Genomic DNA, 24,992 nt, shown 5'->3' with positions numbered 1-24,992 from the left:
CGGATGACCGGCAGGGAGGCCGTATGAAGATCTCGGAGCTCAGCCGGCGGACCGGCGTGCCGGTCGCCAGCATCAAGTACTTCCGGCGCCAGGGCCTGCTGCCCGCGGGCCGGGCGACCGCCGCGACCCTCGCCGAGTACGGGGAGGAGCACGCGGAACGGCTGCGGCTGATCAAGGCGCTGACCACGCTCGGCGGACTGTCCATCGCCGCCACCCGCGAGGTGCTCGGCGCGGTCGACCAGGCCCACACCACGGAGGGCGCGCTCGGGGCGATCAGCTACGCCCTCCCGGTGCCGGTGGCCTCCTCCTCCCCGGGCGGCACGGACGAGGACGGGGACGGGGATGCGGCGGCGAAGGAGGCCGAGGAGGCCGCCGGGGCCGAGGTGGCGGAGCTGCTGGCGGCCCTCGACTGGCGGGCGCCCGCCACCTCGCCGCACGTCCAGGGGCTGACGACGGCCCTGGGCGAGCTGCACCGGCTGGACGCCCGGTACGCGCCGGGCGAGCTGGCCGCGTACGCGCGGCTGGCCGAGTCGGTGGCCCGGCTGGACCTGGAACGGGCGGAGTGCCTGGACGACCCGGTGGCGCTGGCGGAGCGGGCGGTCATCGTCTTCGCGATCTGCGCCCCGGTGTTCGAGCTGCTGCGGCGCCTGGCCCAGGAGGACCAGGTGCGGCGGCGGGTGGCGGACGAGGAGCCCGCCGAGCCGTCGGGGTGCGGACCGCACTGAGGCGGGCCCGCCACCCGTTCGCCGGGAGCGGGACGACGCGGGTCCCGCGGGAGAGCGGCGGGCGGCCGTCGGCGCTGCGGAACCGGCCCCGCCCGCACGGGCCGTGCGGGGCTCCTGTACTGCTGGAGGCCGTGCCCGGCGTCCGGCCGGGCGGTACGGCACGGGGGTTCGGGGATGGCCGAGTGGGTGGAGAGGGTCGACGAGCACGACCGGGTGCTGGGCGTGGTGGAACGCGGTGAGGCCATCGAGCGGCGATGGCTGCACCGGGTGGCGACGGTGGTGTGCCGTGACGCCGGGGGCCGGGTGCTCGTACACCGCAGGCCCGAGGACAGCTCGCGGTTCCCGGGCGCCTACAACTGGCTGCTCGGCGGGGGTGTGGAGGCCGGTGAGGGGTACGTCGCCGCCGCCGGGCGCGAGCTGGCGGAGGAGCTCGGGACGGCCGCGCCGGTGCCCTTCAGGTTCAAGTTCCTGTGCGAGGGCGCCATCTCGCCGTACTGGCTGGGGGTGCACGAGGCGCTGATCACGGGGACGCCGTCGCCGGACCGCAGGGAGATCGCCTGGTGGGGGTGGGTGGAGGAGGAGTCCTTGCCCGGGCTGATGGCGCGGTGGCCGTTCGTCCCGGACTCGGTGGAGGCGTTCGCCCGGTACCGGGCGCTGACCGGCTGAGCGCCGGCTACCGCGACGGTGCGGGCGCGGGAGGAAGGGGTCCGCGGTGCGGCGGGGGCCTTCGTCAGGGTGGCCGGTATCGCGGGGGCCTCAGGACTCCGCCCCGCTGTGCGCCTCGTCGGCGGCGGGTGGGGCCGGGGTGGGGGTGGGGGTGAGCGTGGTCCAGGGGTGGAGTTTCTCCGGGTTGCGGACCGCCCAGATGTGGGTGATGCGGCCTTCCGTGAGGTGGAAGGCCGCCACCGTGACCGTGACGCCGCCGCGTTGGGCCACCAGGCCGGGACGGCCGTTGACCGTGCGCTGGAGGAGGGTGAGGCCGGGGGACAGGGCTGCGATGTGCATCAGGTAGGCGGCGATGTCCCGGCTGCCCTCGATGGTGCGCCGGACCGTGCTGACCAGTCCGCCGCCGTCGGCGACCATCGTGGCGTCCGGGTCCAGGAGGGTGACCAGGGCCCGGATGTCGGACGACTGCCAGGCCTCCTTGAAGTCGCGCAGGAGGGCGGCCTGTTGGCGGCTGGGGGTGACCGGGGCGGCGGCCTTGGTGACGCGGCGGCGGGCCGATGCGGCGAGCTGGCGGCAGGCCGCCGGAGTGCGGTCGACGATCCGTGCTATCTCGGGGAAGGGGTAGCGGAAGACGTCGTGCAGGACGAACGCCACGCGCTCGGCCGGGGTCATCGACTCGAGGACGACGAGGAAGGCCATGTGCACCGAATCGTCGAGGGTGACCCGGTCCGCCGGGTCGGTCGCCGACTGCGGCCTTCCCGGCCATTCGGTGCGGTCGGGCAGGGGTTCGGGGATCCATTCGCCCACGTACCGTTCGCGGCGGACGCGCGCCGAGCCGAGCACGTCCAGGCAGATGCGGCTGACGACGGTCGTCAGCCAGGCGCCCGGGGACCCGATGGCCGCCCGCTGCGGCCGGGGCATCGCGTACCAGCGGGCGTAGCCCTCCTGGACCGCGTCCTCGGCCTCGGTGAGTGAACCGAGCAGCCGGTAGGCGAGGTTGGTCAGGTGGCGCCGCTCGCCGGCGATGACGCTCGGCTCCGGCTCGGGCGGGTTGCGCATGGCCGCGTCGGCTCCTCGGGGCTGGTCGTTTCGTTCCACCGGCGTTCGCGCCTCACATTTCGCGGTGCCGCGTCGTCGGATCAGCGAGACAGTACCGACCAGCGCCGCGAGGCGGACAAGGGGCCCTTCCATGACGACGATCGAGACGGCGGCCGACCGGCGGGGAGCCGCGTTCGTGCGGGCGGCGACAGCCGTGCAGACCCTGGCCATCTTCTTCCAGGCCGTCACCGCCGGGCTGTTGCTGTCCACCTCCTACGGGGAGCTGCTGCACGGCGTCGGCGCGCGGGTGATGTACGGCGCGTCGATGCTGTACGTGCTGGCGGCGGTCCTGGCCTGGCGGCCGGGGGGCGGATCGCCCCGGCCCGTCCTGTACGCCTCCGGGTTCCTCGTGCTCGCCTCCGTGCAGGTGGTGCTGGGCATCGCGCACGTCCCGGCCGTCCACGTGCCGCTGGGGGTCCTGATGTTCGGGCTGAGCCTGCTGGACCTGGGGCGGCGCGGGTCGCCCGGCGCCGGGGGACGGCCGGCGACGCGGGCGGCCGCGCGGTCACCGCGGGAGGCGGAAGCCGTTGAAGAGGTCGTCCAGGCCCCGTAGGGCCAGACGGGCGGGGGTCGCGCGCACGGCGAGGTCGCGGGCGGCCGTCGCGACGGGGCTGCGGAGGGCGCCGCGGGCCGGGCGCCCCGGTTCCGGCGGGCAGGACGGCGGTGGCGTAGCGATAGAAGCGGCCGTCGGACAGCGGGGTCACACCGGACCGCGCGCCCCTCCCCCAGCTCTCGCTCAACGCCGGGACGTGCAGGTCCGGGGCGTCCACGAGGGCCCGCCGGGCGGTCTCGCGCGGATACGGACGACGGGCCGGGCGCCAGGGCCCCTGGTGACCGGGGCCGGGACGCACGGTCCTGGTCCGCCGGACGGCGGTGCTGCGACGCGGTGTCGCCCTGTTCGGAGCCCGGCAGCAGACACCTCAGGGTTCTAACTCGTCAAGCTGAGGTCCTCAGTTCGATGTGTAGCCTGTCGATCTGTTCGAACGGGATCGGGGTGGGACGTGCAGAAGCTGGTGGAGGGGGCCGTCACGGAGGCACTTCGCGATGGGGGCGGCGAGGCGATCCGCCTGTATGTCGCCGCCTGCGCCGAACGCATGGCGCCACTGTTCGTGGGCCTGAGGGCCAGCGATCCGGGACGCGAAGCCGACCTGGACTTCTATGCGGAGTCCGTTCGCGATCTCTGGCATGCTGACCGGCCGCTCGCCGACGCAGCCGAGGGCGTGCACCAGCTGGAGCGGTTCCCGGAGCTTCAGCCGAACGAGGAGGGAATCACCGATGTCGCCGACACATACGCCTTCTTCGCTGTCCTCTGCCTGCGGTATGCCCTGCTAGCCCACGGCTCGGGTAGCGCTGATGACGCGGTGTCCTGCGGCCATGCGGCGCTCACCGCGATGGGCATGCTGGACCAGAACGTGGCGGGTGCCAGCTTTCTCGCTGAGGAGCAACGGCTCCAGTCTCTCGCGCTGAACGGGGACGCAGCAGGTCTGTGGGACGCGAGCGTCACTGCTGGGCGGGAGAGGTTCCGTGCAGTGCTGGGCCGTCTGAACCCTTCGTGATCGCTGTCCGCGAGGCGCGGGCCATGGCTATGCGGCCGCTGTGCCCACCTCGTCAGGCGGGGCCGGGAAGGCCAGTGCCTCGTCATATCGATGCCTCTGTTGGAGGCAGTGGTAGAGCTGCCCGATCATTCGGTTGAAAAGGTTGCGCTGGGCGGCGGCATGCCAGTCTCCCTGCTCGCGGCGCCGTCGGTAATGTGCGTCGGCTCCCGGAGAGGAACGGAGCGAGGAGAAGGCCCAGAGGTAGCCGGCGTGGTTGAGGCGGTCGTTCTTCACCCAGCGGCGGGTGATGCTGGACTTCTTGCCGGACGCCCGTGTGATGGGCGAGGCGCCGGCGTAGGCCTTCAGGCCACGGGCGTCGGCGAACCGTTTCCGGTCGTCTCCGATCTCGGCAAGCACCCGGGCGCCGAGCTGGGTGCCGAGGCCGGGGAAGCTGAGGATGATCTCAGCGTCCGGGTGCTGGGGGAAAGCCTCTTCGACCGCCTCGGCCAGGTTGTCGGCGGCGGTGCAGGCCGCCTCCAGCTGGACCAGGAGGGCAAGCATCTGCTTGCCGAGTGCGTCCTCGACCAGCGGCGGCTGATGGGCCCAATCGGCCCGGAAGACCTCGCGGAGCCGTTCGGCGTCGGCTGCGATGCCTCGCTGACGGCCGGCCCGCTTGAGCGCGGCCTGTAACTGCGTGCGTGTGAGACGAGCGGCCTTGGCCGGTGTCGGGGCCACCTTCAGGAGCTCGTGGGCCTCAGGCCGGCAGAGCCCGTTCCTCCAGGGTTCGAAGGCCGCGAGAGCGGCCGGGTAGTACTCGCGCAGCAGGGAGCGGAGCTGGTTGGAGATCTGCTGCCGGTTCCAGGTGGCATCCTGCTGGGCCCGCGCGAGGACAGCGACGGCGCGGGCCAGGTCGCTGTCCTGGGGAAGCGGCCGGTGGGCGTGCATGTCGGTCCCCAACACGTTGGCCAGGACCAGAGCATCTCCCGGGTCGGACTTCTTGCGCGAGACGGAGTGCCGGTCGCGGTAGCGGGCGGCAGCCATCGGATTGATCGCGAAGACCTTCCTCTGCCCCGTCCTCAGCACCGCGACGAGTAGGCCGCGCGAGGTCTCAATCGCGACCGGGATCGGATTCGCTTCGGTGTCGCCGTACTCGGCGAGCAGGTCCAACAGGATCTTGTAGCCGGCCGCGTCATCGGTGATGTGCCGCTTGGCCAGTAACTGGCCGTCGTCGTCAACTAAGGCGACGTCGTGCGTCTTCTCCGCCCAGTCGATACCGCAGTAGATCAAGACCTTTCCCCTCCCAGTATTCGAGTGTTTGCGCTGGTCACGAGCGCATGCGGGCCACGCAGCGACCTAATCCCAGGACTCGATGCGAGGCCGGTCCGCCACCTCAGTAGCCGTTCGTGGCACCAGCTCACCCCAGGAGCCCGGTCTATGCGAGAGCTCAGAACGGCTCGGGCATTACAAGAGGTCACCATGCGGCGGGCTCGCACCACCAAGGCCAACGAGTGATCAAGTGGTGAGTGTTGACGTTCGACTCGATGGCGCTGGGCGGTGCCGATCTTCGTGTAGGCGTCCAGCGCCCAGCGTTTGGCATCCGCCCAGCGCCGATGGGCGCCAACACCCTCTTTGTGGTGGCGGTCCCGAAGACGCCAAACGTCGCCGCTCTGCTACGAGGCATCGAATGCCGTGCGCGAGAAGGGCGTCCGTTCGGCGCCCACGCGACCGCCACCAAGAGCGCCAGTGCTGTCCACCGATCTAGGGGAAGGCCTCGCAAGCCCGGGGGGAGCCAGATGCGACAGCCCTGGTGCTCGAACAGTCCACCCGGTTCTCATCCGGCCGGACCGCTCATAACCACGGATTAGGCGCGAAAAAGGTCGGGGGGCCGGCGCATATCCGGGGTCCGGGCGGGCAGGCGGCGAGAGAGAAAGCTTCGTCCAGGAGGTGAGCACGTATGGCAGCGGGCAAGAAGGCCAAGAACATCGGCAAGGACGCCAAGGGCAAGGTCAAGGAGACCACCGGCAAGGCCCTCGGCAACGAGAGCCTCGAAGCGAAGGGGCGGGCCGAGCAGGCGACGGCCGACGCGAAGCAGGCCGGTCAGAAGGCCAAGGACGCCCTGAAGCACTAGCCGGCACCCACTACCCGGCTCGTGGTGAGGCCGCCATCCTCGGGGATGGCGGCCTCACCACGAGCCGGGGGCGTGGTCAGCGACGGCGCGCCCGGCGCGGGCGCCGCTCTTCCTCTTCTTCCTCTTCGTATTCCGGTTCTTCGTCCTCCTCGCCTTCCTCCTCGTCCTCGTCCGCTTCGCCCTCCTCGTCCTCTTCCGTGTCGCCGTCCTCCTCGGCGTCGGGCTCCTCTTCCTCCTCCGCGTATTCGTCGTCGTACTCCTCGTCCTCGCCCTCGCCCTCGTCGGCGCCCTCGTCGGCGCCCTCCTGCTCGAGGGCCTCCTCGTGCGTGGTCACGACCTCGCCGTCGCGGATCTCGCCGCGCCATCCTTCGGGCTCCTCGTCGCCGGAGAGGGTGACGTGGCGCAGGAAGTTCTTCAGGTCCAGGCGCATACGGCGGCCCTGGGCCCGCCAGAGGTTGCCGGTCCGCTCGAACAGGCCGGAGGGGTAGTACTCGACCACCAGCAGCACGCGGGTGAGGGAGGGGGCCAGTTCGTGGAAGCTGACGCAGCCGCGCGTGGTCCCCTTGGGTCCGTCCGAGGTCCACACGATCCGGTCGTCGGGGATCTGTTCCTGGACCGTGGCCTTCCAGCTGCGGGTGGAGGGGCCCACCTTGACCTTCCACGCGGACGTGGTGTCGTCGTCCTGGGAGACGCTGCGCACGCCCTTGGCGAAGCTGCTGAAGTCCTCGAACTGGGTCCAGTGGTCGTAGGCGGTGCGCAACGGCACTCCGATGTCGACGGACTCGGCGATGTGGGTGGGTTTGGAGCCGCCCTTGCGGCTCTTGCCCTTGCCGCCGCCCAGCAGTCCGCTGCCCGTCTCCTTGACCTTGTCGACGAGGTTGCCGATCGTGCCGCCCGCGGCGGCTTTGAGGGGCGAGTCGCCCTGGAGCAGCCGGCCGCCGATGCCGGCGAGGGACCCTCCGTTGTCCGCCACGTCGTAGAGCTGGTCGGTGAGGTCGTCGATCTTGTCGGCGGCCTTGTCGGCCAGGTTCTCGGCCTGCGCGGTGAGGTAGTCGCCGAGTTCTCCGAGCAGTTGGTCCAGGGGGGACGCCTTGTTCCCGGAGCGGGAGCGTTCGGTGGTGGCCATGGCGCTACCTCCGGGTCGACGGCTTGCGGGCGGACGTCTTCTTCGCCGGTGCGGCGGTCTTCCTGGCCGTACCGCTCCGGGTCGTACGGCCGGAAGCGGTCTTCTTCGCAGGAGCCCGCTTGGCCGCCGTCTTCTTCGCGGGCGGTTTGGCGGACGGCCTGCCCGACGCGGCCTTCTTCGTCGGGGCGCGCCTCGGGGAAGGGGCCTTCTTCGCGGGTGCGGCCGTCTTCTTGACGGGCTTGGCGGCCGTCTTCTTGGCCGGCTTGGCGCGCGAGGCGGTCTTCTTCGCCGGTTCGGCCTTCTTGCGGGCCGGGGAGGGGCGCGAGGGCGCCCGGGCCGACGTGGAGGAACGCGAGGTACCCGAGGAACGCGCGGTACCCGAAGAACGTGTGGAGGCCGAGGAACGTGCGGAGGCCGAGGGACGCGCGGAGCCCGACGAGGCGCGGCGCGGGCGCGGTGCCGCCCGTGCGCGGCGCGGCTTCTCCTCCTCCTCTTCCTCTTCCTCCTCGCCCTCGTCCCGCTCTTCTCCTTCGTCTTCCTCGTCTTCCTCGTCTTCCTCCGGTTCGTCGCTCTGATCCGGCTCGGCCCGTTCTTCGTCCTCCTCCTCGTATTCCTCCTCGTAGGGCTCCTCGTCCTCGTAGTCCCGGTCCTCGTCCTCGTCCTTCTGCTTGTCCCCGGGGCCCCGGGTGAGCTCGAGGGTGCGCTCGTGCAGTGTGTCGGCCAGGCCGGAGAGCTGGCGGTTGGCGGCCGCCGCGAGGGCCTTGCGGCCCGCCGCGAACGCTTCGCCGCGCAGCTGGTCACCGATTTCTGCGACCTGGGGCATCTCTCCGAGCTTCTTCAGGCCCTGGGTCATGAGCTGGCCCGGCTCGAGGCCGAATCTGCGGCCCGCGAGGTAGGTGGCCAGGGACAGGGCCATGCGGCCCTTCTTCGCCCGGCCCAGTACGTAGCCCCCCGCGATGGCGGCAGCCAGGGCGATCTTGCTCGCGTCGTCCATCAGCCTGGTCCCTTCGGAAGTGAATGGTCGGCGCGCCGTGCCGACGGTCTTCCGGCGCCGCGCGATACCTACAGGCCCCTGCTCGCACTGGCCGGGAATATGCGGCATATGCCAAAAAACTTCCCCATATGAGGTGTGGCGGGCACGCTCTGGGGGAGGGGCGCTAGTCCATGGAGATTCGTTCACGAGGGGAGCACATGGCCACGCGACGACCTGCCCACAGGCGCGGTGCGCCCGGTGCGGCCGCGGTGATCCGGGCCGCCGCCGAGCAGCTGGCCGAGCTCCTGGGACGCCCGCCCGATTCGGTGTCCTCCGTGAAACCCACGGAGGACGGCTGGGAGGCGGTCGTGGAGGTGGTCGAGCTGGAGCGCATCCCCGACACCACCAGCGTGATGGGCAGTTACACCGTCGCCCTGGACGAGGAAGGCGAACTGATCTCCTACGAGAGGACCCGGAGGTACAGCCGGGGCACGGTCGACCGGCCGGGCCGCTGAGGCGGACCGGCGGGGAAGGGAAGCGACGCCATGACCATGATGCCGCAGGGAGCGGGCACGACCGTCAGGGGTGACGGCGCAGGCGGCGCCACCAGCAGCCTCTACGACGTCCTGGAACTCATCCTCGACCGCGGCTTGGTGATCGACGTCTTCGTACGCGTCTCGCTGGTCGGAATCGAGCTGGTGAAGATAGACGCGCGCATCGTGGTCGCCAGCGTGGACACCTATCTGCGCTTCGCCGAGGCGTGCAACCGCCTCGATCTGGAAGCCGGCCGCAAGGCCCCAGCGCAGCTGCCGGAGGTCGTCGGCGACATGCTCGAGGGCGGCAGCCGGGGCAAGACCAAGGGCGCTCTCGGGGGCGCCGTCGAGGCCGTGAAGCAGTCCCTCACCGGCGGGGACGACGAGACCGAGGACGCGCAGGAGTGGGAGGAGCCGGAGGACGAGGAGCGCGAGGAGCCGGAAGAGCGCGAGGAGCCGGAAGAGGAAGAGCAGCCCGTCCGGCGCCGCAGGACCGCACGCCGCCCGGCACGCCGTGAGAGGGAGTGACCCATGGCCGTCTACGTGTACGCCGTGACCGGGCACGATCACCCCTGTCACCTCGACGGGCTCACCGGCGTCGGCTCGGACGCGCCCGCCGTGCGCACGCTGGAGAGCGGGAAGCTGCGGGCCGTGGTCAGCGACGTGGCCGGTGAGATCCGGCCCAAACGGCGGGACGTCATCGCCCATCAGGCGGTCCTGGACCGGCTGATGGCCGACGGGACCCCGCTGCCGCTGCAGTTCGGTTACATCGCGCCCGACGACGAGACCGTACGACGGGCCCTCGACGAACGCGCGGAAGGCTACCTCGACGCCCTGGCCGCTGTGCGGGGGTGCGCCGAGTACAACGTCAAGGCCGGCCAGGAGGAGGACGTGCTGCTGCGCAGCATCCTGGACGGCTCACCGCGCGCGAGCAGCCTCAACGAGGAGATCCTCGCCGGGGACACGGATCCCCGGCTGCCGCTGGAGCTGGGACAGCTGGTCTCCGCCGAGGTGGACCTGCGGCGCTCGGACGCGTCCGCGGCGCTCATCCGGGCCCTGGCCCCGCTGGCCCGCGCGTACGTCGTGCACCCACCGACCGGTGAGGACTTCCTCAACCTCTCCCTGCTGGTCCCCCGGGACGGCGAACGCCCCTTCCTCGACGCGCACGCCGGACTCAGCCGGGACGCCGGCCCCGGGGTCCGGACCCGGCTGGCCGGGCCGCTCCCCCCGTACAGCTTCGTGCCGTGAGGAGTGTCGTCCATGGGACTGCTCACTTCGCTGATCACCGCGCCCCTCCTCCCGGTGCGCGCCGCGCTGTGGGTGGCGGAGCGGGTGGCCGAGGAGGCGGAGGCCCTGTACTACGACCCCGCCCCCGTCTGGGCCGAACTCGCCGCACTCGAACGCCGGCTGGTCGAGGGGGAGATCGACGAGGAGACGTTCGACCGCGAGGAGGACGCGCTGCTCGACCGCCTGAGGGAGATCGAGGAGTTCCGCGGCCCCGGCCGGTGACCGGAGCCGACCCGACCCGGTGGAGGTGAGCACGGTGACGGAGCCGATGGCCCGCAGGTTCGGTCCGGGTCCCGCCATGACCGGATACCCGCCCGCGTCCTCCTCGGCCAGCCTGGCCGACATCCTGGAGCGGGTGCTCGACAAGGGCATCGTGATCGCGGGCGACATCCGCATCAACCTCCTCGACATCGAGCTGCTGACCATCAAACTGCGCATCCTGATCGCCTCCGTCGACAAGGCGAAGGAGATGGGCATCGACTGGTGGGAGCACGACGCCTCGCTCTCCTCCCGCCAGGAGGACCGGTCGCTGGCCGCCGAGAACGAACGGCTGCGGGCCGAGCTGGCCGAACTGCGCCGCGCCTCCCTGCCCGGGGCGCAGGCCTCCCTGCCCGGGGCGCAGGAAGGGGCGCAGGAAGGGCCCGGCCGGGCCGTGCGCCGCGAGGAGGCGGCCCCCGCCCGTGACACCGCGAAGCGCAGGCCGCCGTCATGAGCGCCCCGCGCGAGGCCCTGCTCACGTACGTCTACGCCGTCACGCCCCCGGCGCCGGCGGTGCGGCTGCTGCTGCCCTCGCTCACCGGTGTAGGGTGCCGTCCCGTCGGGCTGCTGCACGCTCCCGGTGACGATCCGGGACCCGTCGCGTTCGTGATCAGCGACGTCCCGCGACCCGAATGGGACGAGGACGCCCTCAAGGCCCGCTTCGAGGACCTGCGGTGGCTGGAGGACGCCGCGCGCTCCCACCACCGCGTGATCGAGGCCCTCGCCGCGCACACCACCGTCCTGCCCCTGCGCCTGGCCACCCTCTACGAGGACCACGCCGGCGCGCTGGAGGCCCTGCGCGCGCAGGGGCAGGCCTTCGCCACGCGGCTGGCCCGCCTCAGCGGGCACACCGAGTACGGCGTCAAGGTCTACGTCCGGCCCGCCCCTCCCCCGGAGGCCGGCGCGCCGGCCGCCGCGGCGAGCCCCGGCCGGGCCTACCTCCAGGCCCGGCGGGCCCAGCGGCACGCCCACGAGGACCACTACCGGCAGGCCGGACTGGCCACCGAACGCGTCGCCGCCGTCGCCCGGCGCTTCGCCGCGGACCGGGTCGGCCACCCCGTGCAGAGCGGGCCGCTGGCCGCCGCGTCGCCGGAGGAGAACGTCCTCAACGACGCCTACCTGGTGCCCGACGCCCAGGCGGAAGCCTTCCTGTCGGCCGTGGCCGGTGCGGCCCAGGACCTTGCGGGGGTCCGCGTGGAGGTCACCGGCCCGTGGGCGCCCTACTCCTTCGCCGCCCCTCCGCCCGCGCCCGCAGCGCCGTGAACGCCATGAACGCCATGGATGCCGTGAACGCCGTGAATGGCGCCGATGCCGCCGACACCGTGAGCGGCGCGGAGGCCGGGCCCCCCGCCGACCGCCGCGGGGCCGTCCTGCCCGGACGGCAGGTGGCCCTCGTCGACCTGCTCGACCGGCTCCTGGCGGGCGGGGTCGTCATCGCCGGGGACCTCGTGCTGTCGATCGCCGACATCGACCTCGTACGGATCTCCCTGCGGGCCCTCGTCTGCTCCGTCGCCACCGCCGACTCCCCCGGCCCCCCGGGCGGTGAGCACGATGGCCGCTGACGACCCCTGCGCCCCCCGCCCCGCCCCGCCCGGCCTGGGCGGCGTCGGTGACGCGATGGCCGAGGCCCTGCGCCTGCTGCCCGCCACCCCCGCCGAGACGGCCGGCCGCGGCACCCCCGCCAGACGGTTGCGTACCGGCCCCGACAGCGCGGCCGAGGACCTGGTCAAGCTCGTCCTGACCCTGGTGGAACTGCTGCGCCAGCTCATCGAGCGCCAGGCGCTGCGGCGCGTCGAGGCCGGCGGTCTCAGCGAGGCGCAGGAGGAGGAACTCGGGGCCACGCTGCTCGCCCTCCACGACCGGATGGACGAACTGTGCGACCGGCACGGCTACCGCCTCGCCGACCTCAACCTGGACCTGGGCCCCCTCGGGCCACTGCTGCCGCCGGACTGACGGGCGGAGCCTGGGTCCGGCCCCGCGTTTCCCGCAGCGCTCCCCGCGCCGCGGGGCTACGCTCCGCAGAATGGAACGCGCAGAGATACTCAAGCGGGTGATCGGGATCCTCACCGAGGCCCAGGACATCCGCCGGGCCGTGGAGAACGGCCGGGACGACGACGATGACGCGGGTCCGCAGGAAGCCCCCGGCGTGGCCACGCTGCTGCTGAACGAGATGCTGCCCTCGATCCGGGTCCCCGCCGACGCCACACCCCAGCAGGTCGCGGCCCTGGTCGCCGAGGCCCTGGGCCCGGCGCTGCACACGATGGTGTCCGGGTTCAGCCTGGCGTTCACCAGCCTCGCAATCGCGCACGACAGCGGGCGTACGGACGTGTCCTCCATCGAGGTGCTGCAGGAACTCGCCCTGGAGGTCGAGGCGGGCACCTACGACGAGGGCGCGTAGGGCCGCGTAGGACGCGGTCTCAGGGCAGGCCCAGCCGCAGCGCCGGGAAGGCGGGACCGTCGCGCTCGGACGCCGGCCCGTCGGGCATGGCGAACACGTGGACGGTGACGGTCGGCCCGGCTTCGCGTACGGCGTGCAGCCGGTGGTAGAAGGTCTCGTCGAAGCAGAACGCGTTGCCCGCGCCGATGTCCGTGGTGTGCGGGGCGCTGCCCAGCCGGGGCCGTCCGGGTGCCACCGCCTCACACACCGCGGCCCGCGGTCCGCGGGCCGGGTGCACCGGTGCGGCGCACGGGGCGGCGGCCGTGCCGGGCCCGGCGCCGTTCGTTCGCCGGACCGCCTGCCCGGCCGCGAGCGGATCATGCCTCGGCGGCGGGCCTCACGGGGGCGGCTCCCGCGCGGGATCCGCCGCCGAACGGCCGGGTTTGCCGCCGTGGTCCCGGGTGAAGACGCGGGGTGGGTCCCGGGCCGTACGTCCCGGGGAACGTGTGGGAGGTGAGCGGTGTGGCACAGCGCACGCGGGAGCGGGCCGGCAGCGGCGCACGGTACGACGCCGGACCCTATGTCCCGGACACCGGCGACCTCGCCGAGCTGGGCCGGGCGGCTGCCTCCTGCCGCGGCTGCCCGCTGCACGCGGCCGCGACGCAGACCGTGTTCGGTTCGGGGCCGGCCCGGGCGCCGCTGGTCCTGGTGGGCGAGCAGCCCGGGGACCGCGAGGACCGGGAGGGGGAGCCGTTCGTCGGTCCCGCCGGTACGCTGCTGCGCCGGGCGCTGGCCGAGGCCGGCCTCGACGCGTCTTCGGCGTACTTCACCAATGCGGTGAAGCACTTCAAGTTCACGGTGCCCGAGACGGGCAAGCGGCGGATCCACAAGGCTCCTGACCTGCGCGAGATGGCGGCCTGCCGGCCGTGGCTGGTGGCGGAGCTGGCGGCGGTCCGGCCCCGGCTGGTCGTGGCCCTGGGGGCGACGGCCGGGCGGGTGCTGCTGGGCGGCCCTTTCCGGGTCGGTGACCACCGCGGTCTGCTGGAGCCGCTGCCCGCGGAGGAGGCCTCGGCGGGCGGGCCGGCCCTGCCGGAGGCCCGGGTGCTGGTGACGGTGCACCCTTCGGCGGTGCTGCGCGCCCGGGACCGGGACGCGGCGTACCGGGGGCTGGTGGCCGACCTGGAGGTGGCGGCCCGCGCCCTCGCGCAATGAGGCCCCCCGCCCGCCGGCTCCCTACGGCCGGGGCAGGGCGGTGCCCCCATGGGCCGGGGACCGCTTGCGGTCCGTACGGGCCCCAGGGCTGCCGCGTGCCGGGACACCCTGGCCCCGGGGGGCGGGGTTTCGCCGAGCGGCTGTACGGCGGTGCGCGGCCCGGCCGTGGGGGGCACGTCCGCGTGTCCGCGGAGCGGAGTCCGTCCCCTGCTCACCCGTACGGGGGGCGGCCGGGGCCGGGCTCAGGGGCGTGTGGTGGTGGCCTCGGTGACGGTGAAGGGGGTTCCGGCCCAGTCGTTCAGGGTCACCCGGCGCTCCGTGGGCGAGGTGCTGACGGGGCCGGCGATCGCGCCGCCGCCCCGGACGGCCCGGTCCGCGGCCTCGTCCAGGTCGGGGACGGCGAAGTGGACCTCCCAGCGCGGCCGGGTCCGGGGGTCGGGGGCCGCCTCCACGGCCCCGGCGTCGATCCTGGCGACGGTGCGGTTGTGGTGGCGGACCACCACGTGGTCCTGCTCGTAGGCGACGTCGAGGGACCCGGGCCGCTCGGCGGCCCAGTCGAGTACCTCGCCGTAGAAGACGGCGGCGGCGAACGCGTCGCGCGCCTTCAGCTCGACCCCTACGGGGCCGTCGCGGTCCGGCCACCGCTCGGGCCCGATCTCGCCCTCCCAGAACCCGAAGACCGCGCCGTCCCGGTCGGCCGCGAGCGCGGCCCGTCCGGTGGCGAAGGCCAGGGGGCCGACGGCCGTGGTGGCGCCGCGCTCGCGGATCCGGGACGCCGTCTCGTCCGCGTCCGCGACGGCGAAGTACGGGGTCCAGGCCATGGGCACGCCCAGCCGTGGCACGACGGCGGCGATCCCGGCCACCGGGATGTCGTCGGCGCACGCCACCCGGAACTCCTCCCCGAGCCGGCTGCGGCGGAACCGCCAGCCCAGGACGTCCCCGTAGAACCCCTCGGCCGCGTCGAGGTCATGGGTGGCCAGGCTCACGCAGACCGGCGCCCCGAACACCTCGGCACTTGACCTGGACATCGCACCGCCTCCCTTCCTCCCGGTCGTCGTCTACCCCGCACCTCCACCGTCCACCGTCGGCGGGGAAACGGCTCGTTTGCGCCGGACGGATCCGGGCAGCCGCCCCGGGGAACGTGCCCGGCCCCGGAAGGAGGCCCCCGATGACACGGACGAGCGCGGCAGGCGGGGCGGACGGTCCGCAGGACCGGCCGGCTCGCGGAGCGAAGACCCCGGACCTCCCGGCGCGGGGCCCCGGGGAGGCGGGTGAGCGCGAGGAAGCGGACCGGGCCGGGCGTGAGCGGGCCGAGGAGGCCGAGCGGGCCGAGCGGGCCGCGGCCGGGGAGGAAGCGCCAGGCGACGCCGGCGGCGCCGTCCCGGCCACTCCCCCGCCGGCCGAGCCCCCGGACTGAAGCCCGTCGGACACCGGCCGCCCCGCCCGCGGGGGGCCAGGCATGGACGGGCCGGCGAGGGGCAGGCGCGCAGGGACCCGAACGGGAGACGACCGACGAACGGAAGGATGCCGGGCCATGGGACACGGCGGCGATGTGGTGGCGGAACTGACGACGGACCACGACGAGGTCAAGGAGTACTTCCAGCGGCTGGGCCGGACCGCCTCGGCGGAGGAGCGGCGCAACCTCGCCGATCTCCTCACGATCGAACTGGTACGCCACTCGGTCGCCGAGGAGCAGTACCTGTATCCGGCGGTGCGCGAACACCTCCAGGACGGCGACCTGATCGCCGACAAGGAGATCGCCGACCACGGGCGGGCGGAGCGGCTGATGAAGCAGCTCCAGGAGGAGGATGCGGCCGGGACCCGGTTCACCTCCGTGCTGCGCGAGCTGGAGGCGGACGTCCTGGCCCACATCCACGACGAGGAGGAGAACCTCTTCCCGGCGCTGCGGCACGCCTGCGGCCAGGAGGTCCTGGACGGCCTGGGCGACAAGGTCCGCCGGGCCAAGAAGACGGCTCCGACCCGTCCGCACCCGGGCTCGCCGTCCACGCCGCCGGCGAACAAGCTGCTGGGGCCGGGGCTGGGGCTGGTCGACCGGGCCCGTGACCTGCTCACGGGGCGCGGCAAGGACGACAGGGTGGCCTGAGCCATGAAGGTCGTCGTCACCGGGGCCACCGGCAACGCCGGCACCAGTGTGGTGTGCCGCCTGGCCGCCGATCCGCACGTGACGGAGGTCCTGGGGCTGGCCCGGCGGGTGCCCCGGTGGCGGCAGCCGGGCGTCCGGTGGGCCGCGGCCGACGTCGACCCGGGCGGCACGCCCCTGGGCCCGCTCTTCGCGGGTGCGGGGGCGGTGGTCCACCTGGCGTGGAAGTTCCAGCCGACGCACGATCCGGTGGAGACCTGGCGGACGAACGTGCTCGGTTCGCTGCGGGTCTTCGAGGAGGCCGCGGCGGCGGGGGTGCCGGCCCTGGTGTACGCCTCGTCGGTGGGTGCGTACGCACCGGGGCCGCCGTACGACCGTCCGGTGGACGAGTCCTGGCCGACCCACGGCTGGCCGGCGGCCGCCTACACCCGGGAGAAGGCCTATCTGGAGCGGTGTCTGGACGGGTTCGAGGCCGGGCATCCGGACATGCGGGTGGTGCGGATGCGTCCCGCGTTCCTCTTCAAGGAGGTGGCGGCGTCCGAGCAGAGGCGGATCTTCGCCGGTCCGCTGCTGCCGGGGCGGCTGGTGCGGCCCGGTCTGCTGCCGGTGCTGCCCGACCTGCCGGGGCTGCGGTTCCAGGCGCTGCACACCGATGACGCGGCGCAGGCGTACGCCGCCGCCGTACGGCTGCCGGTGCGCGGGGCGTTCAACCTGGCGGCGGAGCCCGTGCTGGACGTGGCCGCGCTGGCCCGGCTGCTGGAGGCCCGGGTGGTGCGGCTGCCGCTGGGGCCGGCGCGGGCGGCGCTGTCGGCGGCCTGGCGGCTGCACCTGGTGCCGGCCCCGCCCGGGCTGCTGGACGCCCTGCTGCGGCTGCCCCTGCTGAGCTCGGCGCGGGCGCGCCGGGACCTGGGGTGGGAGCCGCGGTACTCGTCGGCGGAGGCCATGACGGCCTTCCTGCGGGGGCTGCGCGAGGGCGCCGGGCTGCCCACCCCGCCGCTGGCCGGGGACCGTGCCCCGCACGCGGCGGACGTGGCGGACGCGGCCGATGCGGAGGCGGAGGCGGAACGGGCGTCGGGGGCGGGGCGCCGGGCCTGATCCGGGCCGCCGGGCCTGCGGGGCCCGGCGGAACGGGGCGTGTTCGCCTCATCCCCCGGTCCGCGGGGCCTTCCTGGCCAGAGGGCTGGAGTCGAGGGAGCGCAGCAGGTCCGGCGGGCCGCCGTAGACGGTGACCGGGCCCGCGGCGGTGAGTTCGGCCTCGGAGATGCCGCCGGTGAGGAGGCCGATGCAGGGGACGCCGGCGCGGGCGGCGGCCTGGACGTCCCAGACGGTGTCGCCGACGAAGACGGCGTCCTCGGGTGCGGAGTCGCTGAGGGCGAGGGCCTGGTGGACCAGGTCGGGGGCGGGTTTGGACCGGTCGACGTCGTCGGCGGAGGTGGCTCCGGAGATCACCTCGTCGACGTCGAGGGCGGCGCGGATGGCGTCGACCTCGTCGGCGGAGGCGGAGCTCGCCAGGACGATGCGCAGCCCGCGTGCGGCGATGGCGCGCAGCAGGTCGGCGGCCCGGTCCAGGACGGGGAGGGAGTCGAACCAGGCGGCGTAGAGGGCGTGGTGGGCGTCCCGGAGGCGCTGGTCCTGGCGGTGGTCGTGTTCGCTGCCGAGGAGGTGTTCCAGGATCCGGTCGCCGCCCATGCCGATGGCCCGGTGGATGCGGGCCATGGGGACGTCGTGGCCGTTCTGGTGCAGGGCCTGCCACCAGGTCAGCGCGTGCAGGTAGTTGGTGTCGACGAGGGTGCCGTCGAGGTCGAAGAGGGCCGCTCGCGGCCGGTGGTCGGTGCTGGTGGTCATGGTGGGCCCGGTCCTTTGCGCTCGTGCGCGCGCGGCCGTGCCGCCGCGGGGGTGGGCGGCCGCCGGCGCGCGAACGTCGTCTGCGCGCCTTCCCCGGGCCCCGCCGGCCAAACGGTGCGGCGGGGCGGCGCGGACGGCGGCGTTTCGGGTGTGCGGGCCCGGGCAGGCGCAGCCAGAGGCCGGCCGGCCCGGCGGGGGTGCGGCCGGGCGGCACGGCGGCGGTGTCCGGGGCCGGTCCTGTGGGGCTGGTGGCCGCGCACGGTGCGGTGCCGCACGGTGCGGTGCCGCGCGGGGCGGCCCGGGGGTTCGGGGCGGACCAGGAGCCCGACCGGCCGGACCGGGCCGGGGAACCGGGTGTGAGTGCCGTCGGCTTCGGGCCCGGAGAGCGGCAACAAGCAGCGAGCAGGAGGGAACAGGACGATGAAGGTAGCCGACTACGTGTTGCAGCGCCTGCGGGAGTGGGACGTCGAGCACGTCTTCGCCTATCCCGGCGACGGGATCAACGGGCTGCTCGCCGCCTGGGGGCGGGCGAAGGAAGCGCCCCGGTTCATCCAGGCCCGGCACGAGGAGATGGCCGCCTTCGAGGCCGTCGGCTACGCGAAGTTCTCCGGCCGGACCGGGGTCTGCGCGGCGACGTCCGGGCCCGGGGCGATCCACCTGCTCAACGGTCTGTATGACGCGAAGCTCGACCACGTCCCGGTGGTGGCGGTCGTCGGTCAGACGGACCGCAGCGCCATGGGCGGCTCGTACCAGCAGGAGGTGGACCTGCTGTCCCTCTACAAGGACGTGGCGAGCGAGTACTGCCAGATGGTCACGGTGCCCGAGCAGCTGCCGAACGTCCTGGACCGGGCCCTGCGCATCGCCGCGACCCGCCGCACCGTGACGGCCGTGATCATCCCCGCCGACGTGCAGGAGCTCGGCTACGAGCCGCCGGCCCACGCGTTCAAGCAGGTCCCCTCCAGTCTGGGCGTGTCCCGGTACGCCCCCGTTCCCGCCGAGGAGGAGCTGCAGCGTGCCGCGCGGATCCTCAACGCCGGTGAAAGGCCCGCCATCCTGGTCGGGCAGGGTGCCCGGCACGCCCGCGCGGAGGTGGAGCAGGTCGCCGAAGTCCTGGGCGCCGGGGTCGCCAAGGCCCTGCTGGGCAAGGACGTGCTGCCCGACACGCTGCCGTACGTCACCGGGTCGATCGGTCTGCTGGGGACGCGGCCCTCGTACGAGATGATGCGGGACTGCGACACCCTGCTCGTGGTGGGGTCCAGCTTCCCCTACACCCAGTTCCTGCCGGAGTTCGGGCAGGCCCGCGCGGTGCAGATCGACATCGAGCCGACGATGGTCGGGCTGCGCTACCCGTTCGAGCTCAACGTCGTGGGCGACGCCGCCGAGACGCTGCGCCGGCTGCTGCCGCTGCTGGAGCCGCACCGGGACGGGGCCTGGCGCGACGGCATCGAGGCGGGGACCGAGCGCTGGTGGGAGGTGATGGAGCGGCGGGCCGCAGTGCCCGCGCACCCCGTCAACCCCGAGTACGTGGTCCACGAGCTGGACGGGCTGCTGCCGCAGGACGCGATCATCACCGCGGACTCCGGTTCGGCGGCCAACTGGTATGCCCGGCACCTGCGGATGCGCGACGGCATGCGCGGTTCGCTCTCCGGCACCCTGGCGACGATGGGGCCCGGGGTGCCGTACCTGATCGGCGCGAAGTTCGCGCACCCCGACCGGCCCGGTATCGCGATCGTCGGTGACGGCGCCATGCAGATGAACGGGATGGCGGAGCTGATCACGGCCGCGAAGTACTATCCGCAGTGGTCGGATCCGCGGCTGGTGGTGGCCGTGCTGAACAACCAGGACCTCAACCAGGTCACCTGGGAGATGCGCGCCATGCAGGGCGCCCCGCAGTTCGAGGACTCGCAGTCCATCCCCGACGTCCGCTACGCCGACGTGGCCGCCCTGTTCGGTCTCGGCGGGGTGCGGGTGGAGCGGCCCGAGGACGTGGGGCCGGCCTGGCGTCAGGCCCTGGAGGCGGACCGGCCGTTCGTCATCGACTTCCGGACCGACCCGGCGGTGCCGCCGATCCCGCCGCACGCCACGTGGGAGCAGATCAAGGCCTCCGCCTCGGCGGTGCTGCACGGGGACAGCGACCGCGGCAACGTGGTGCGCCAGGGGCTGAAGGCGAAGGCGCAGGACTTCCTGCCCGGCGGGGCGGGCTGATGGCGGCCGGCCCCGCCCCGGTGGATGTGGCCGGGCTGGAACGCGCGCTGCGGGCCGAGGTGGACGGGGAGGTCCGTTTCGACGCGGGCAGCCGGGGCGCGTACTCCACCGACGGCTCCAACTACCGGCAGGTCCCCCTCGGCGTGGTCGTCCCCCGGACGGTGGAGGCGGGTGCGCGGGCGGTCTCCGTCTGCGCGCGCCTGCACGCGCCCGTCCTGTCGCGGGGCGGCGGGACGAGCCTGGGCGGCCAGTGCACGAACACGGCCGTCGTGATCGACTGGACCAAGTACTGCAACCGCCTGGTCTCGGTGGATCCGGCGGCGCGCGGCTGCGTGGTCGAACCGGGCATCGCCCTGGACGAGCTCAACCGGCAACTGGAGCCGTACGGCCTGAAGTTCGGTCCGAAGCCGGCCACGCACAGCCACTGCACGCTGGGCGGGATGATCGGCAACAACAGCTGCGGGGCCTCTGCCCAGGCGTACGGCAAGACCGTCGACAACGTCCGGCGGCTGGAGGTCCTCACCTACGGCGGCGACCGGTTCTGGGCCGGTCCCACGGGCCCGGAGGAGTACGAGCGGATCGTCGCCGCGGGCGGCGGGCGCGCCCGGATCCACCGGGGGCTGAAGGACATCGCCGACCGGCACCTCGCCGAGATCCGCCGCGGCTACCCGAAGATCCCCCGGCGGGTGTCGGGCTACAACCTGGACTCCCTGCTCCCGGAGAACGGCTTCGACGTGGCCCGGGCCCTGGTGGGCAGCGAGGGCACGCTGGTGACCGTGCTGCGGGCGGAGCTCGCCCTGGTCGAGGTCCCGGCGGCGGAGGCCCTGCTGGTCCTGGGCTACGAGGACGTGTACGCGGCGGCGGACGCCGTTCCCGCCCTGCTGGAGCACAGCCGGCCGGCCCAGCTCGAAGCCGTCGACGGGCGGATGGCGCAGCTGATGCGGGAGGAGCGGGTCCACCTGCACTCCCTGGAGCTGCTGCCGGAGGGCGACGCCTGGCTCCTCGTCCAGTTCACCGGTGAGAGCAAGGAGGAGGCGGACCGGCAGGCGTACGAGCTGCTGCGGGCCGTCGGACGCGGCGAGGAGGACGCCTCGGTGGCGTTCTCCGACGACCCGCCGCGGGAGCAGGAGTTCCTCAAGGCCCGCGAGGCGGGGCTCGGGGTGACCGCCCGGCCGCCGGACGGCTCGGAGACCTGGGAGGGCTGGGAGGACTCGGCCGTGGCCCCGGAGCGGCTGGGCGGCTACCTGCGCGACCTGGAGCGGCTGTACGAACGGTACGGCTACCAGCAGGCCTCCCTGTACGGGCACTTCGGCCAGGGCTGCGTGCACACGCGGATCCCGTTCGGGCTGCGCGACGCCAAGGGCGTGGAGGCGTTCCGGGCGTTCCTGGAGGAGGCGGCGGACCTGGTGTCCTCCTACGGCGGGTCGCTGTCGGGCGAGCACGGCGACGGGCAGGCCCGGGGCGAGCTGCTCCCCCGCATGTTCGGTCCGGCCCTCGTGGGGGCGATGGGCGAGGTCAAGGCGCTCTTCGACCCGGAGAACCGGATGAACCCCGGCAAGGTGGTCGACCCCCGTCCGCTGGACGCGGACCTGCGCCTGGGGCCCGGCTGGCGGCCGCGGCCGGAGCGGAGGACCTTCTTCGCGTACTCCGGGGACGGCCACGACTTCACCCGGGCCGTGCAGCGGTGCGTGGGCATCGGCAACTGCCGTGCGCACGAGGGCGGGGTGATGTGTCCCTCGTACCGGGCCACCCTGGAGGAGGAGCACTCCACCCGGGGCCGGGCGCGGCTGCTGTTCGAGATGCTGGACGGGCACGGGGACTCCCCCGTCGACGACGGCTGGCGCTCCACCGAGGTGCGCGACGCGCTCGACCTGTGCCTGTCGTGCAAGGGCTGTGCGTCCGACTGCCCGGTGGGGGTGGACATGGCCACGTACAAGGCCGAGTTCCTCGCCCAGCACTACCGGTGGCGGCCGAGGCCGCCCGCGCACTACTCGCTGGGCTGGCTCCCGCTGTGGGCGCGGCTCGCGCGCCCCGCCCCGGGGGTGGCGAACGCCGCGCTGCGGGCGCCCGTGCTGGGCCGGCTGGGGAAGCTGGCGGCGGGCGTGGATCCGCGGCGGGCCGCTCCGCCGTTCGCGGCGGTGTCCTTCCAGGAGGCCTGGCGGCGCTCGCGCCGTCCCGAGCCCCGGCCCGAGGACCCGCGCACGGTGCTGCTGTGGCCGGACACCTTCACCAACCACTTCCATCCGCAGGTCGCCGGGGCCGCCGTGCGGGTCCTGGAGGACGCCGGGTTCCGTGTGACGGTGCCGGATGCGACGGTGTGCTGCGGGCTGACCTGGATCTCCACCGGTCAGCTGGGTATCGCGCGCCGGGTGCTGGAGCGCACCACGCGGACGCTGCGCCCGTGGCTGGAGGCGGGTACGCCGGTCGTCGCGCTGGAGCCGTCCTGCGCGGCCGCGCTGCGCTCCGACGCGACGGAGCTCCTGGCCGGGGACGAGGACGCCCGGCGGCTGGCGGCGCAGACGCGGACGTTCGCCGAGCAGCTGGTCCACCACGCCCCGGACGCCTGGCGGGCGCCGCGGGCCGGGCGGGCGGCGACGGTGCAGACCCACTGCCACCAGTACGCCAAGCTGGGCACCGGGGCGGACCGCGAGCTGATGCGCCGGGCCGGGCTGGACGCGGACGTACTGGATGCGGGCTGCTGTGGTCTGGCGGGCAACTTCGGCTTCGAGCGCGGCCACTACGAGCTGTCGATGGCCATCGCCGAGCAGGGCGTCCTGCCCGCCGTCCGCGCCACGGCCGCCGACGCCTTCGTGCTGGCGGACGGCTTCAGCTGCCGGACGCAGATCGAGCAGGCGGGCACCGGTCGCCGGGCCCTGCACCTGGCGGAGGCCCTGGCCCTGGCCCTGGACGGCCCGCCGCCCGGCGACCGTCCGGAGCGGGCCGCGCCGGGGGCCGGGCGCGGGGTCGGGCGGGGGCATCGGCGGGCGGAGGCCGGGCGGTCGCACAGCCGGGCGCCCCGTGGGCCCGCGTGAGCTTCGGCGTGACGCCCCAGGCGTGAGCCCCGGCTTGGTACCTCACGCGTGAGCCTCGGCGGGGTACCTCACGCGTGAGCCTCGGCGGGGTGCCTCACGCGTGAGCCTCGGCTTGGTGCCTCAGCGGTGTGCGGTCCGGTGGTGGCGCAGGGCCGCCAGGGCGAGGGTCGCCGCCGTCGCCGCGCCGGTCCACAGCAGGCGCGGGCGGCGGGCCGCCCAGGCCTCGGGGGAATGCGGGTGGGAGCGGTCGTCGAAGGTGCCGTGCGCCCCGAAGTCCCGGCCGTCGTCGCCGTCGAGGGGGTTCCACAGGTTGTGCGGGCGCGGTCCGGGGTCGGGCTCGGCGGTCTGCTGGGAGGCGAAGCCGGTGCGGGCGAGGTAGCGGTCCAGCAGGCCCGGCACCAGCCGGTTGGCGATCACGGTGGCCAGGGCCCGGCCGCCCACGCAGTAGACGCGCCGTCCGGGGTGGTCGGCCGCGTGGACGATGGCCCGGGCGGCCACCTCCGGCTGGTAGATCGGCGGTACGGGCTGGGGGCGGTGTGGCAGCCGCGACAGGCCCCAGCTGAACTGCGGGGTGTTGACGGCGGGCAGCTGGACCACCGTCACCTTCACCCGGCTGCCGCGGTGCATCAGCTCGGTGCGGACGGAGGAGGTGAACCCCTGGACGGCGTGTTTGGCGCCGCAGTACGCCGACTGGAGGGGGATGGAGCGTTCGGCGAGGACGGATCCGACCTGGACGATGGTGCCCGAGTCGCGGGGCAGCATCCGGTCCAGGGCGGCCCTCGTGCCGTGGACGTAGCCGAGGTAGGTGACCTCGGTGACGCGCCGGAACTCCTCGGGCCGGATCTCCTCGAAGGGGGCGAAGACGGTGGTGAAGGCGACGTTGACCCACACGTCGACGGGCCCGAAGACGGCCTCCACCCGGTCCGCGGCGGCGGCGACCTGCGCGGCGTCGGAGACGTCGGCGGGCAGCACCAGCGGGGTGCCGCCCGCCTGTGCCACCTCGTTCGCGGCCGCTTCGAGCCCGGCGCGGCCGCGGGCGATCAGCGCTACCCGGGCGCCGCGCGCGGCGAACTCGCGGGCCGTGGCGCGGCCCACTCCGGCGCTGGCTCCGGTGACGACCACGGTCTGACGGGGCCGGCGGGGGTGCTCACTGCGGGTGGTTTCCATGGCTGCGGGCTCCTTGGGGGGCGGCCGTCGGACGGTGGGCGGGGGGCAGCGTGCGGTGGGCGGCGCGCCGGGCGGCGTCGGCTCAGGTGTCGTCGGTGTGCCGCTCCCGTGCCCACAGGGGCAGCGCGAACCAGCACAGCAGGTACCAGGCCACCACCCCGCCGACGAGGCAGGGGACGAGCGTCCCGTGGGTCACCACCCGCAGGACGAGGAAGAGCGCGGAGGTGAAGGTGGCGAGCAGCAGCACGATGCCGGCGAAGGTCAGGCGCGAGGCCCAGACCACCGCCTGGGGTTTGATGCGGCGTCCGGAGACGATGCGGTGGAAGGAGACCGGGCCGATCAGCGCGCCCGCGGCCAGCGAGCCGGTGACCACCGTGGCGACGTAGACCGCCTTGTCGGTCGCCGAGATCCCCTGGAAGTGCGGGGTGAAGGCGACCGTGAGCAGGAAGCCGAAGAGGATCTGCACGCCCGTCTGGGCGACCCGGATCTCCTGCATCAGCTCCTGCCACTGCCGGTCGGCCCGTTCGTCCCTGCTCTCGTGCCGGCCCCGGCCGGCTCTTTCACCGCCGGCCGGCCGCGCGGCGGTCCGCCGCTCCTTCATTCCTGCCGGTTCCTCCCGTACGGCGTGGCACTGGTCCCCTTCGCGCCTACCCGCCCGCCCCGCCCGTACACGCGCCGGCGGGAGGACTGCGGGGGGCACGCAGGGGTAGGCGCGGATGCGTCC

The 24,992-nt window shown here is 74.0% G+C and carries 29 protein-coding genes; 20 read left to right on the top strand and 9 right to left on the bottom strand.

What is annotated here, in order from left to right; genetic code table 11:
• The first annotated feature begins 23 nt into the window (after positions 1-23).
• Together BX286_RS33260 and BX286_RS33255 are read left to right on the top strand one after the other, a co-directional pair.
• Positions 24-725, top strand: a complete 702-nt coding sequence (locus tag BX286_RS33260) for a MerR family transcriptional regulator (protein ID WP_079423504.1) — start codon at positions 24-26, stop codon at positions 723-725.
• Between the two features lie 174 nt (positions 726-899).
• Positions 900-1,391, top strand: coding sequence for an NUDIX hydrolase (locus BX286_RS33255; RefSeq protein ID WP_121017344.1), 492 nt, complete (start codon positions 900-902; stop codon positions 1,389-1,391).
• A 90-nt stretch (positions 1,392-1,481) separates the two neighbouring features.
• Here the strand turns inward: BX286_RS33255 and sigJ are convergent, their stop codons facing one another.
• Complete coding sequence (gene sigJ / locus BX286_RS33250; protein ID WP_121017342.1) at positions 1,482-2,450, bottom strand: RNA polymerase sigma factor SigJ; 969 nt, start codon at positions 2,448-2,450, stop codon at positions 1,482-1,484.
• A gap of 130 nt (positions 2,451-2,580) precedes the next feature.
• On the opposite strand from sigJ, the gene BX286_RS33245 reads away from it, so the two are divergent.
• The gene (locus BX286_RS33245) at positions 2,581-3,042 is read left to right on the top strand and encodes a hypothetical protein (protein ID WP_261993587.1); all 462 of its coding nucleotides are present in this window, start codon (positions 2,581-2,583) and stop codon (positions 3,040-3,042) included.
• 448 nt (positions 3,043-3,490) lie between these two features.
• Positions 3,491-4,045 carry a hypothetical protein gene (locus BX286_RS33240; protein ID WP_261993586.1) on the top strand — a complete coding sequence of 185 codons (555 nt, stop codon included), beginning with the start codon at positions 3,491-3,493 and terminating at the stop codon, positions 4,043-4,045.
• A 27-nt stretch (positions 4,046-4,072) separates the two neighbouring features.
• Here the strand turns inward: BX286_RS33240 and BX286_RS33235 are convergent, their stop codons facing one another.
• The gene (locus tag BX286_RS33235) at positions 4,073-5,311 is read right to left on the bottom strand and encodes an IS110 family transposase (RefSeq protein ID WP_121017341.1); all 1,239 of its coding nucleotides are present in this window, start codon (positions 5,309-5,311) and stop codon (positions 4,073-4,075) included.
• A gap of 667 nt (positions 5,312-5,978) precedes the next feature.
• Here BX286_RS33235 and BX286_RS33230 point away from each other — a divergent pair.
• Positions 5,979-6,152: a CsbD family protein gene (locus BX286_RS33230; RefSeq protein ID WP_079423514.1), complete on the top strand. Its 174-nt coding sequence runs from the start codon at positions 5,979-5,981 to the stop codon at positions 6,150-6,152.
• 76 nt (positions 6,153-6,228) lie between these two features.
• On the opposite strand, the gene BX286_RS33225 is transcribed toward BX286_RS33230, so the two are convergent.
• Positions 6,229-7,278 carry an SRPBCC family protein gene (locus tag BX286_RS33225; protein WP_100864585.1) on the bottom strand — a complete coding sequence of 350 codons (1,050 nt, stop codon included), beginning with the start codon at positions 7,276-7,278 and terminating at the stop codon, positions 6,229-6,231.
• A 4-nt stretch (positions 7,279-7,282) separates the two neighbouring features.
• Positions 7,283-8,272: a hypothetical protein gene (locus BX286_RS33220; RefSeq protein WP_079423518.1), complete on the bottom strand. Its 990-nt coding sequence runs from the start codon at positions 8,270-8,272 to the stop codon at positions 7,283-7,285.
• A 197-nt stretch (positions 8,273-8,469) separates the two neighbouring features.
• Between BX286_RS33220 and BX286_RS33215 the strand changes: the two genes are divergently transcribed.
• The 9 genes from BX286_RS33215 to BX286_RS33175 all read left to right on the top strand — a co-directional run bounded on the left by BX286_RS33215 (position 8,470) and on the right by BX286_RS33175 (position 12,727).
• Positions 8,470-8,766 (top strand): gas vesicle protein, encoded by a 297-nt coding sequence (locus tag BX286_RS33215; protein WP_079423520.1) that lies wholly within the window; start codon positions 8,470-8,472, stop codon positions 8,764-8,766.
• A gap of 30 nt (positions 8,767-8,796) precedes the next feature.
• Positions 8,797-9,312, top strand: a complete 516-nt coding sequence (locus BX286_RS33210; protein WP_079423522.1) for a gas vesicle structural protein GvpA — start codon at positions 8,797-8,799, stop codon at positions 9,310-9,312.
• A gap of 3 nt (positions 9,313-9,315) precedes the next feature.
• Positions 9,316-10,032 (top strand): GvpL/GvpF family gas vesicle protein, encoded by a 717-nt coding sequence (locus BX286_RS33205; protein ID WP_079423523.1) that lies wholly within the window; start codon positions 9,316-9,318, stop codon positions 10,030-10,032.
• Between the two features lie 12 nt (positions 10,033-10,044).
• Positions 10,045-10,293 (top strand): gas vesicle protein GvpG, encoded by a 249-nt coding sequence (locus BX286_RS33200; RefSeq protein WP_079423525.1) that lies wholly within the window; start codon positions 10,045-10,047, stop codon positions 10,291-10,293.
• A gap of 46 nt (positions 10,294-10,339) precedes the next feature.
• Positions 10,340-10,783, top strand: a complete 444-nt coding sequence (locus BX286_RS33195) for a gas vesicle protein (protein ID WP_121017807.1) — start codon at positions 10,340-10,342, stop codon at positions 10,781-10,783.
• Positions 10,780-11,592, top strand: a complete 813-nt coding sequence (locus BX286_RS33190; RefSeq protein ID WP_079423527.1) for a GvpL/GvpF family gas vesicle protein — start codon at positions 10,780-10,782, stop codon at positions 11,590-11,592. Before BX286_RS33195 ends, BX286_RS33190 begins: the two co-directional genes overlap by 4 nt.
• Before the next feature lie 23 nt (positions 11,593-11,615).
• The gene (locus BX286_RS33185) at positions 11,616-11,891 is read left to right on the top strand and encodes a gas vesicle protein (protein ID WP_398898857.1); all 276 of its coding nucleotides are present in this window, start codon (positions 11,616-11,618) and stop codon (positions 11,889-11,891) included.
• Positions 11,881-12,282 carry a gas vesicle protein K gene (locus BX286_RS33180; RefSeq protein WP_079423528.1) on the top strand — a complete coding sequence of 134 codons (402 nt, stop codon included), beginning with the start codon at positions 11,881-11,883 and terminating at the stop codon, positions 12,280-12,282. The genes BX286_RS33185 and BX286_RS33180 overlap by 11 nt, the downstream gene beginning before the upstream one ends.
• 70 nt (positions 12,283-12,352) lie before the next feature.
• Entirely contained in the window at positions 12,353-12,727 is a 375-nt protein-coding gene (locus BX286_RS33175; RefSeq protein WP_079423530.1) for a hypothetical protein, read from the top strand.
• A 19-nt stretch (positions 12,728-12,746) separates the two neighbouring features.
• Here the strand turns inward: BX286_RS33175 and BX286_RS33170 are convergent, their stop codons facing one another.
• Positions 12,747-12,962, bottom strand: coding sequence for a hypothetical protein (locus BX286_RS33170; RefSeq protein ID WP_123995921.1), 216 nt, complete (start codon positions 12,960-12,962; stop codon positions 12,747-12,749).
• 266 nt (positions 12,963-13,228) lie between these two features.
• Here BX286_RS33170 and BX286_RS33165 point away from each other — a divergent pair, with 266 nt between their 5' ends.
• Positions 13,229-13,918, top strand: a complete 690-nt coding sequence (locus BX286_RS33165; RefSeq protein ID WP_079431502.1) for a UdgX family uracil-DNA binding protein — start codon at positions 13,229-13,231, stop codon at positions 13,916-13,918.
• 242 nt (positions 13,919-14,160) lie between these two features.
• Here the strand turns inward: BX286_RS33165 and BX286_RS33160 are convergent, their stop codons facing one another.
• A complete protein-coding gene (locus BX286_RS33160; RefSeq protein ID WP_079423533.1) occupies positions 14,161-14,946 on the bottom strand; it encodes a VOC family protein in 786 nt (261 codons plus the stop codon).
• Positions 14,947-15,086: 140 nt separating this feature from the next.
• On the opposite strand from BX286_RS33160, the gene BX286_RS33155 reads away from it, so the two are divergent.
• From BX286_RS33155 to BX286_RS33145, 3 genes are all read left to right on the top strand, one after another.
• The gene (locus tag BX286_RS33155) at positions 15,087-15,335 is read left to right on the top strand and encodes a hypothetical protein (protein WP_079423535.1); all 249 of its coding nucleotides are present in this window, start codon (positions 15,087-15,089) and stop codon (positions 15,333-15,335) included.
• A 117-nt stretch (positions 15,336-15,452) separates the two neighbouring features.
• Entirely contained in the window at positions 15,453-16,022 is a 570-nt protein-coding gene (locus BX286_RS33150; RefSeq protein ID WP_079423537.1) for a hemerythrin domain-containing protein, read from the top strand.
• Between the two features lie 3 nt (positions 16,023-16,025).
• Entirely contained in the window at positions 16,026-17,114 is a 1,089-nt protein-coding gene (locus BX286_RS33145) for an NAD-dependent epimerase/dehydratase family protein (protein WP_079423539.1), read from the top strand.
• A gap of 48 nt (positions 17,115-17,162) precedes the next feature.
• Here the strand turns inward: BX286_RS33145 and BX286_RS33140 are convergent, their stop codons facing one another.
• Complete coding sequence (locus BX286_RS33140) at positions 17,163-17,864, bottom strand: HAD family hydrolase (protein WP_121017339.1); 702 nt, start codon at positions 17,862-17,864, stop codon at positions 17,163-17,165.
• 420 nt (positions 17,865-18,284) lie between these two features.
• On the opposite strand from BX286_RS33140, the gene BX286_RS33135 reads away from it, so the two are divergent.
• Both BX286_RS33135 and BX286_RS33130 read left to right on the top strand, forming a co-directional pair.
• Positions 18,285-20,069 carry a thiamine pyrophosphate-requiring protein gene (locus tag BX286_RS33135; RefSeq protein ID WP_100864592.1) on the top strand — a complete coding sequence of 595 codons (1,785 nt, stop codon included), beginning with the start codon at positions 18,285-18,287 and terminating at the stop codon, positions 20,067-20,069.
• Positions 20,069-23,101, top strand: coding sequence for an FAD-binding and (Fe-S)-binding domain-containing protein (locus BX286_RS33130; RefSeq protein ID WP_121017337.1), 3,033 nt, complete (start codon positions 20,069-20,071; stop codon positions 23,099-23,101). Before BX286_RS33135 ends, BX286_RS33130 begins: the two co-directional genes overlap by 1 nt.
• A gap of 120 nt (positions 23,102-23,221) precedes the next feature.
• On the opposite strand, the gene BX286_RS33125 is transcribed toward BX286_RS33130, so the two are convergent.
• Complete coding sequence (locus BX286_RS33125) at positions 23,222-24,268, bottom strand: SDR family oxidoreductase (protein ID WP_079423548.1); 1,047 nt, start codon at positions 24,266-24,268, stop codon at positions 23,222-23,224.
• An 82-nt stretch (positions 24,269-24,350) separates the two neighbouring features.
• On the bottom strand, positions 24,351-24,869 hold the full coding sequence (locus tag BX286_RS33120) for a DUF6328 family protein (RefSeq protein ID WP_079423550.1): 519 nt from the start codon (positions 24,867-24,869) through the stop codon (positions 24,351-24,353).
• Positions 24,870-24,992: the final 123 nt, after the last annotated feature.

The organism is Streptomyces sp. 3211.6, assembly GCF_003634815.1.
In the GTDB taxonomy this organism is placed as follows: domain Bacteria; phylum Actinomycetota; class Actinomycetes; order Streptomycetales; family Streptomycetaceae; genus Streptomyces; species Streptomyces katrae_A.
This window is presented reverse-complemented; position numbering and strand designations above follow the sequence as displayed.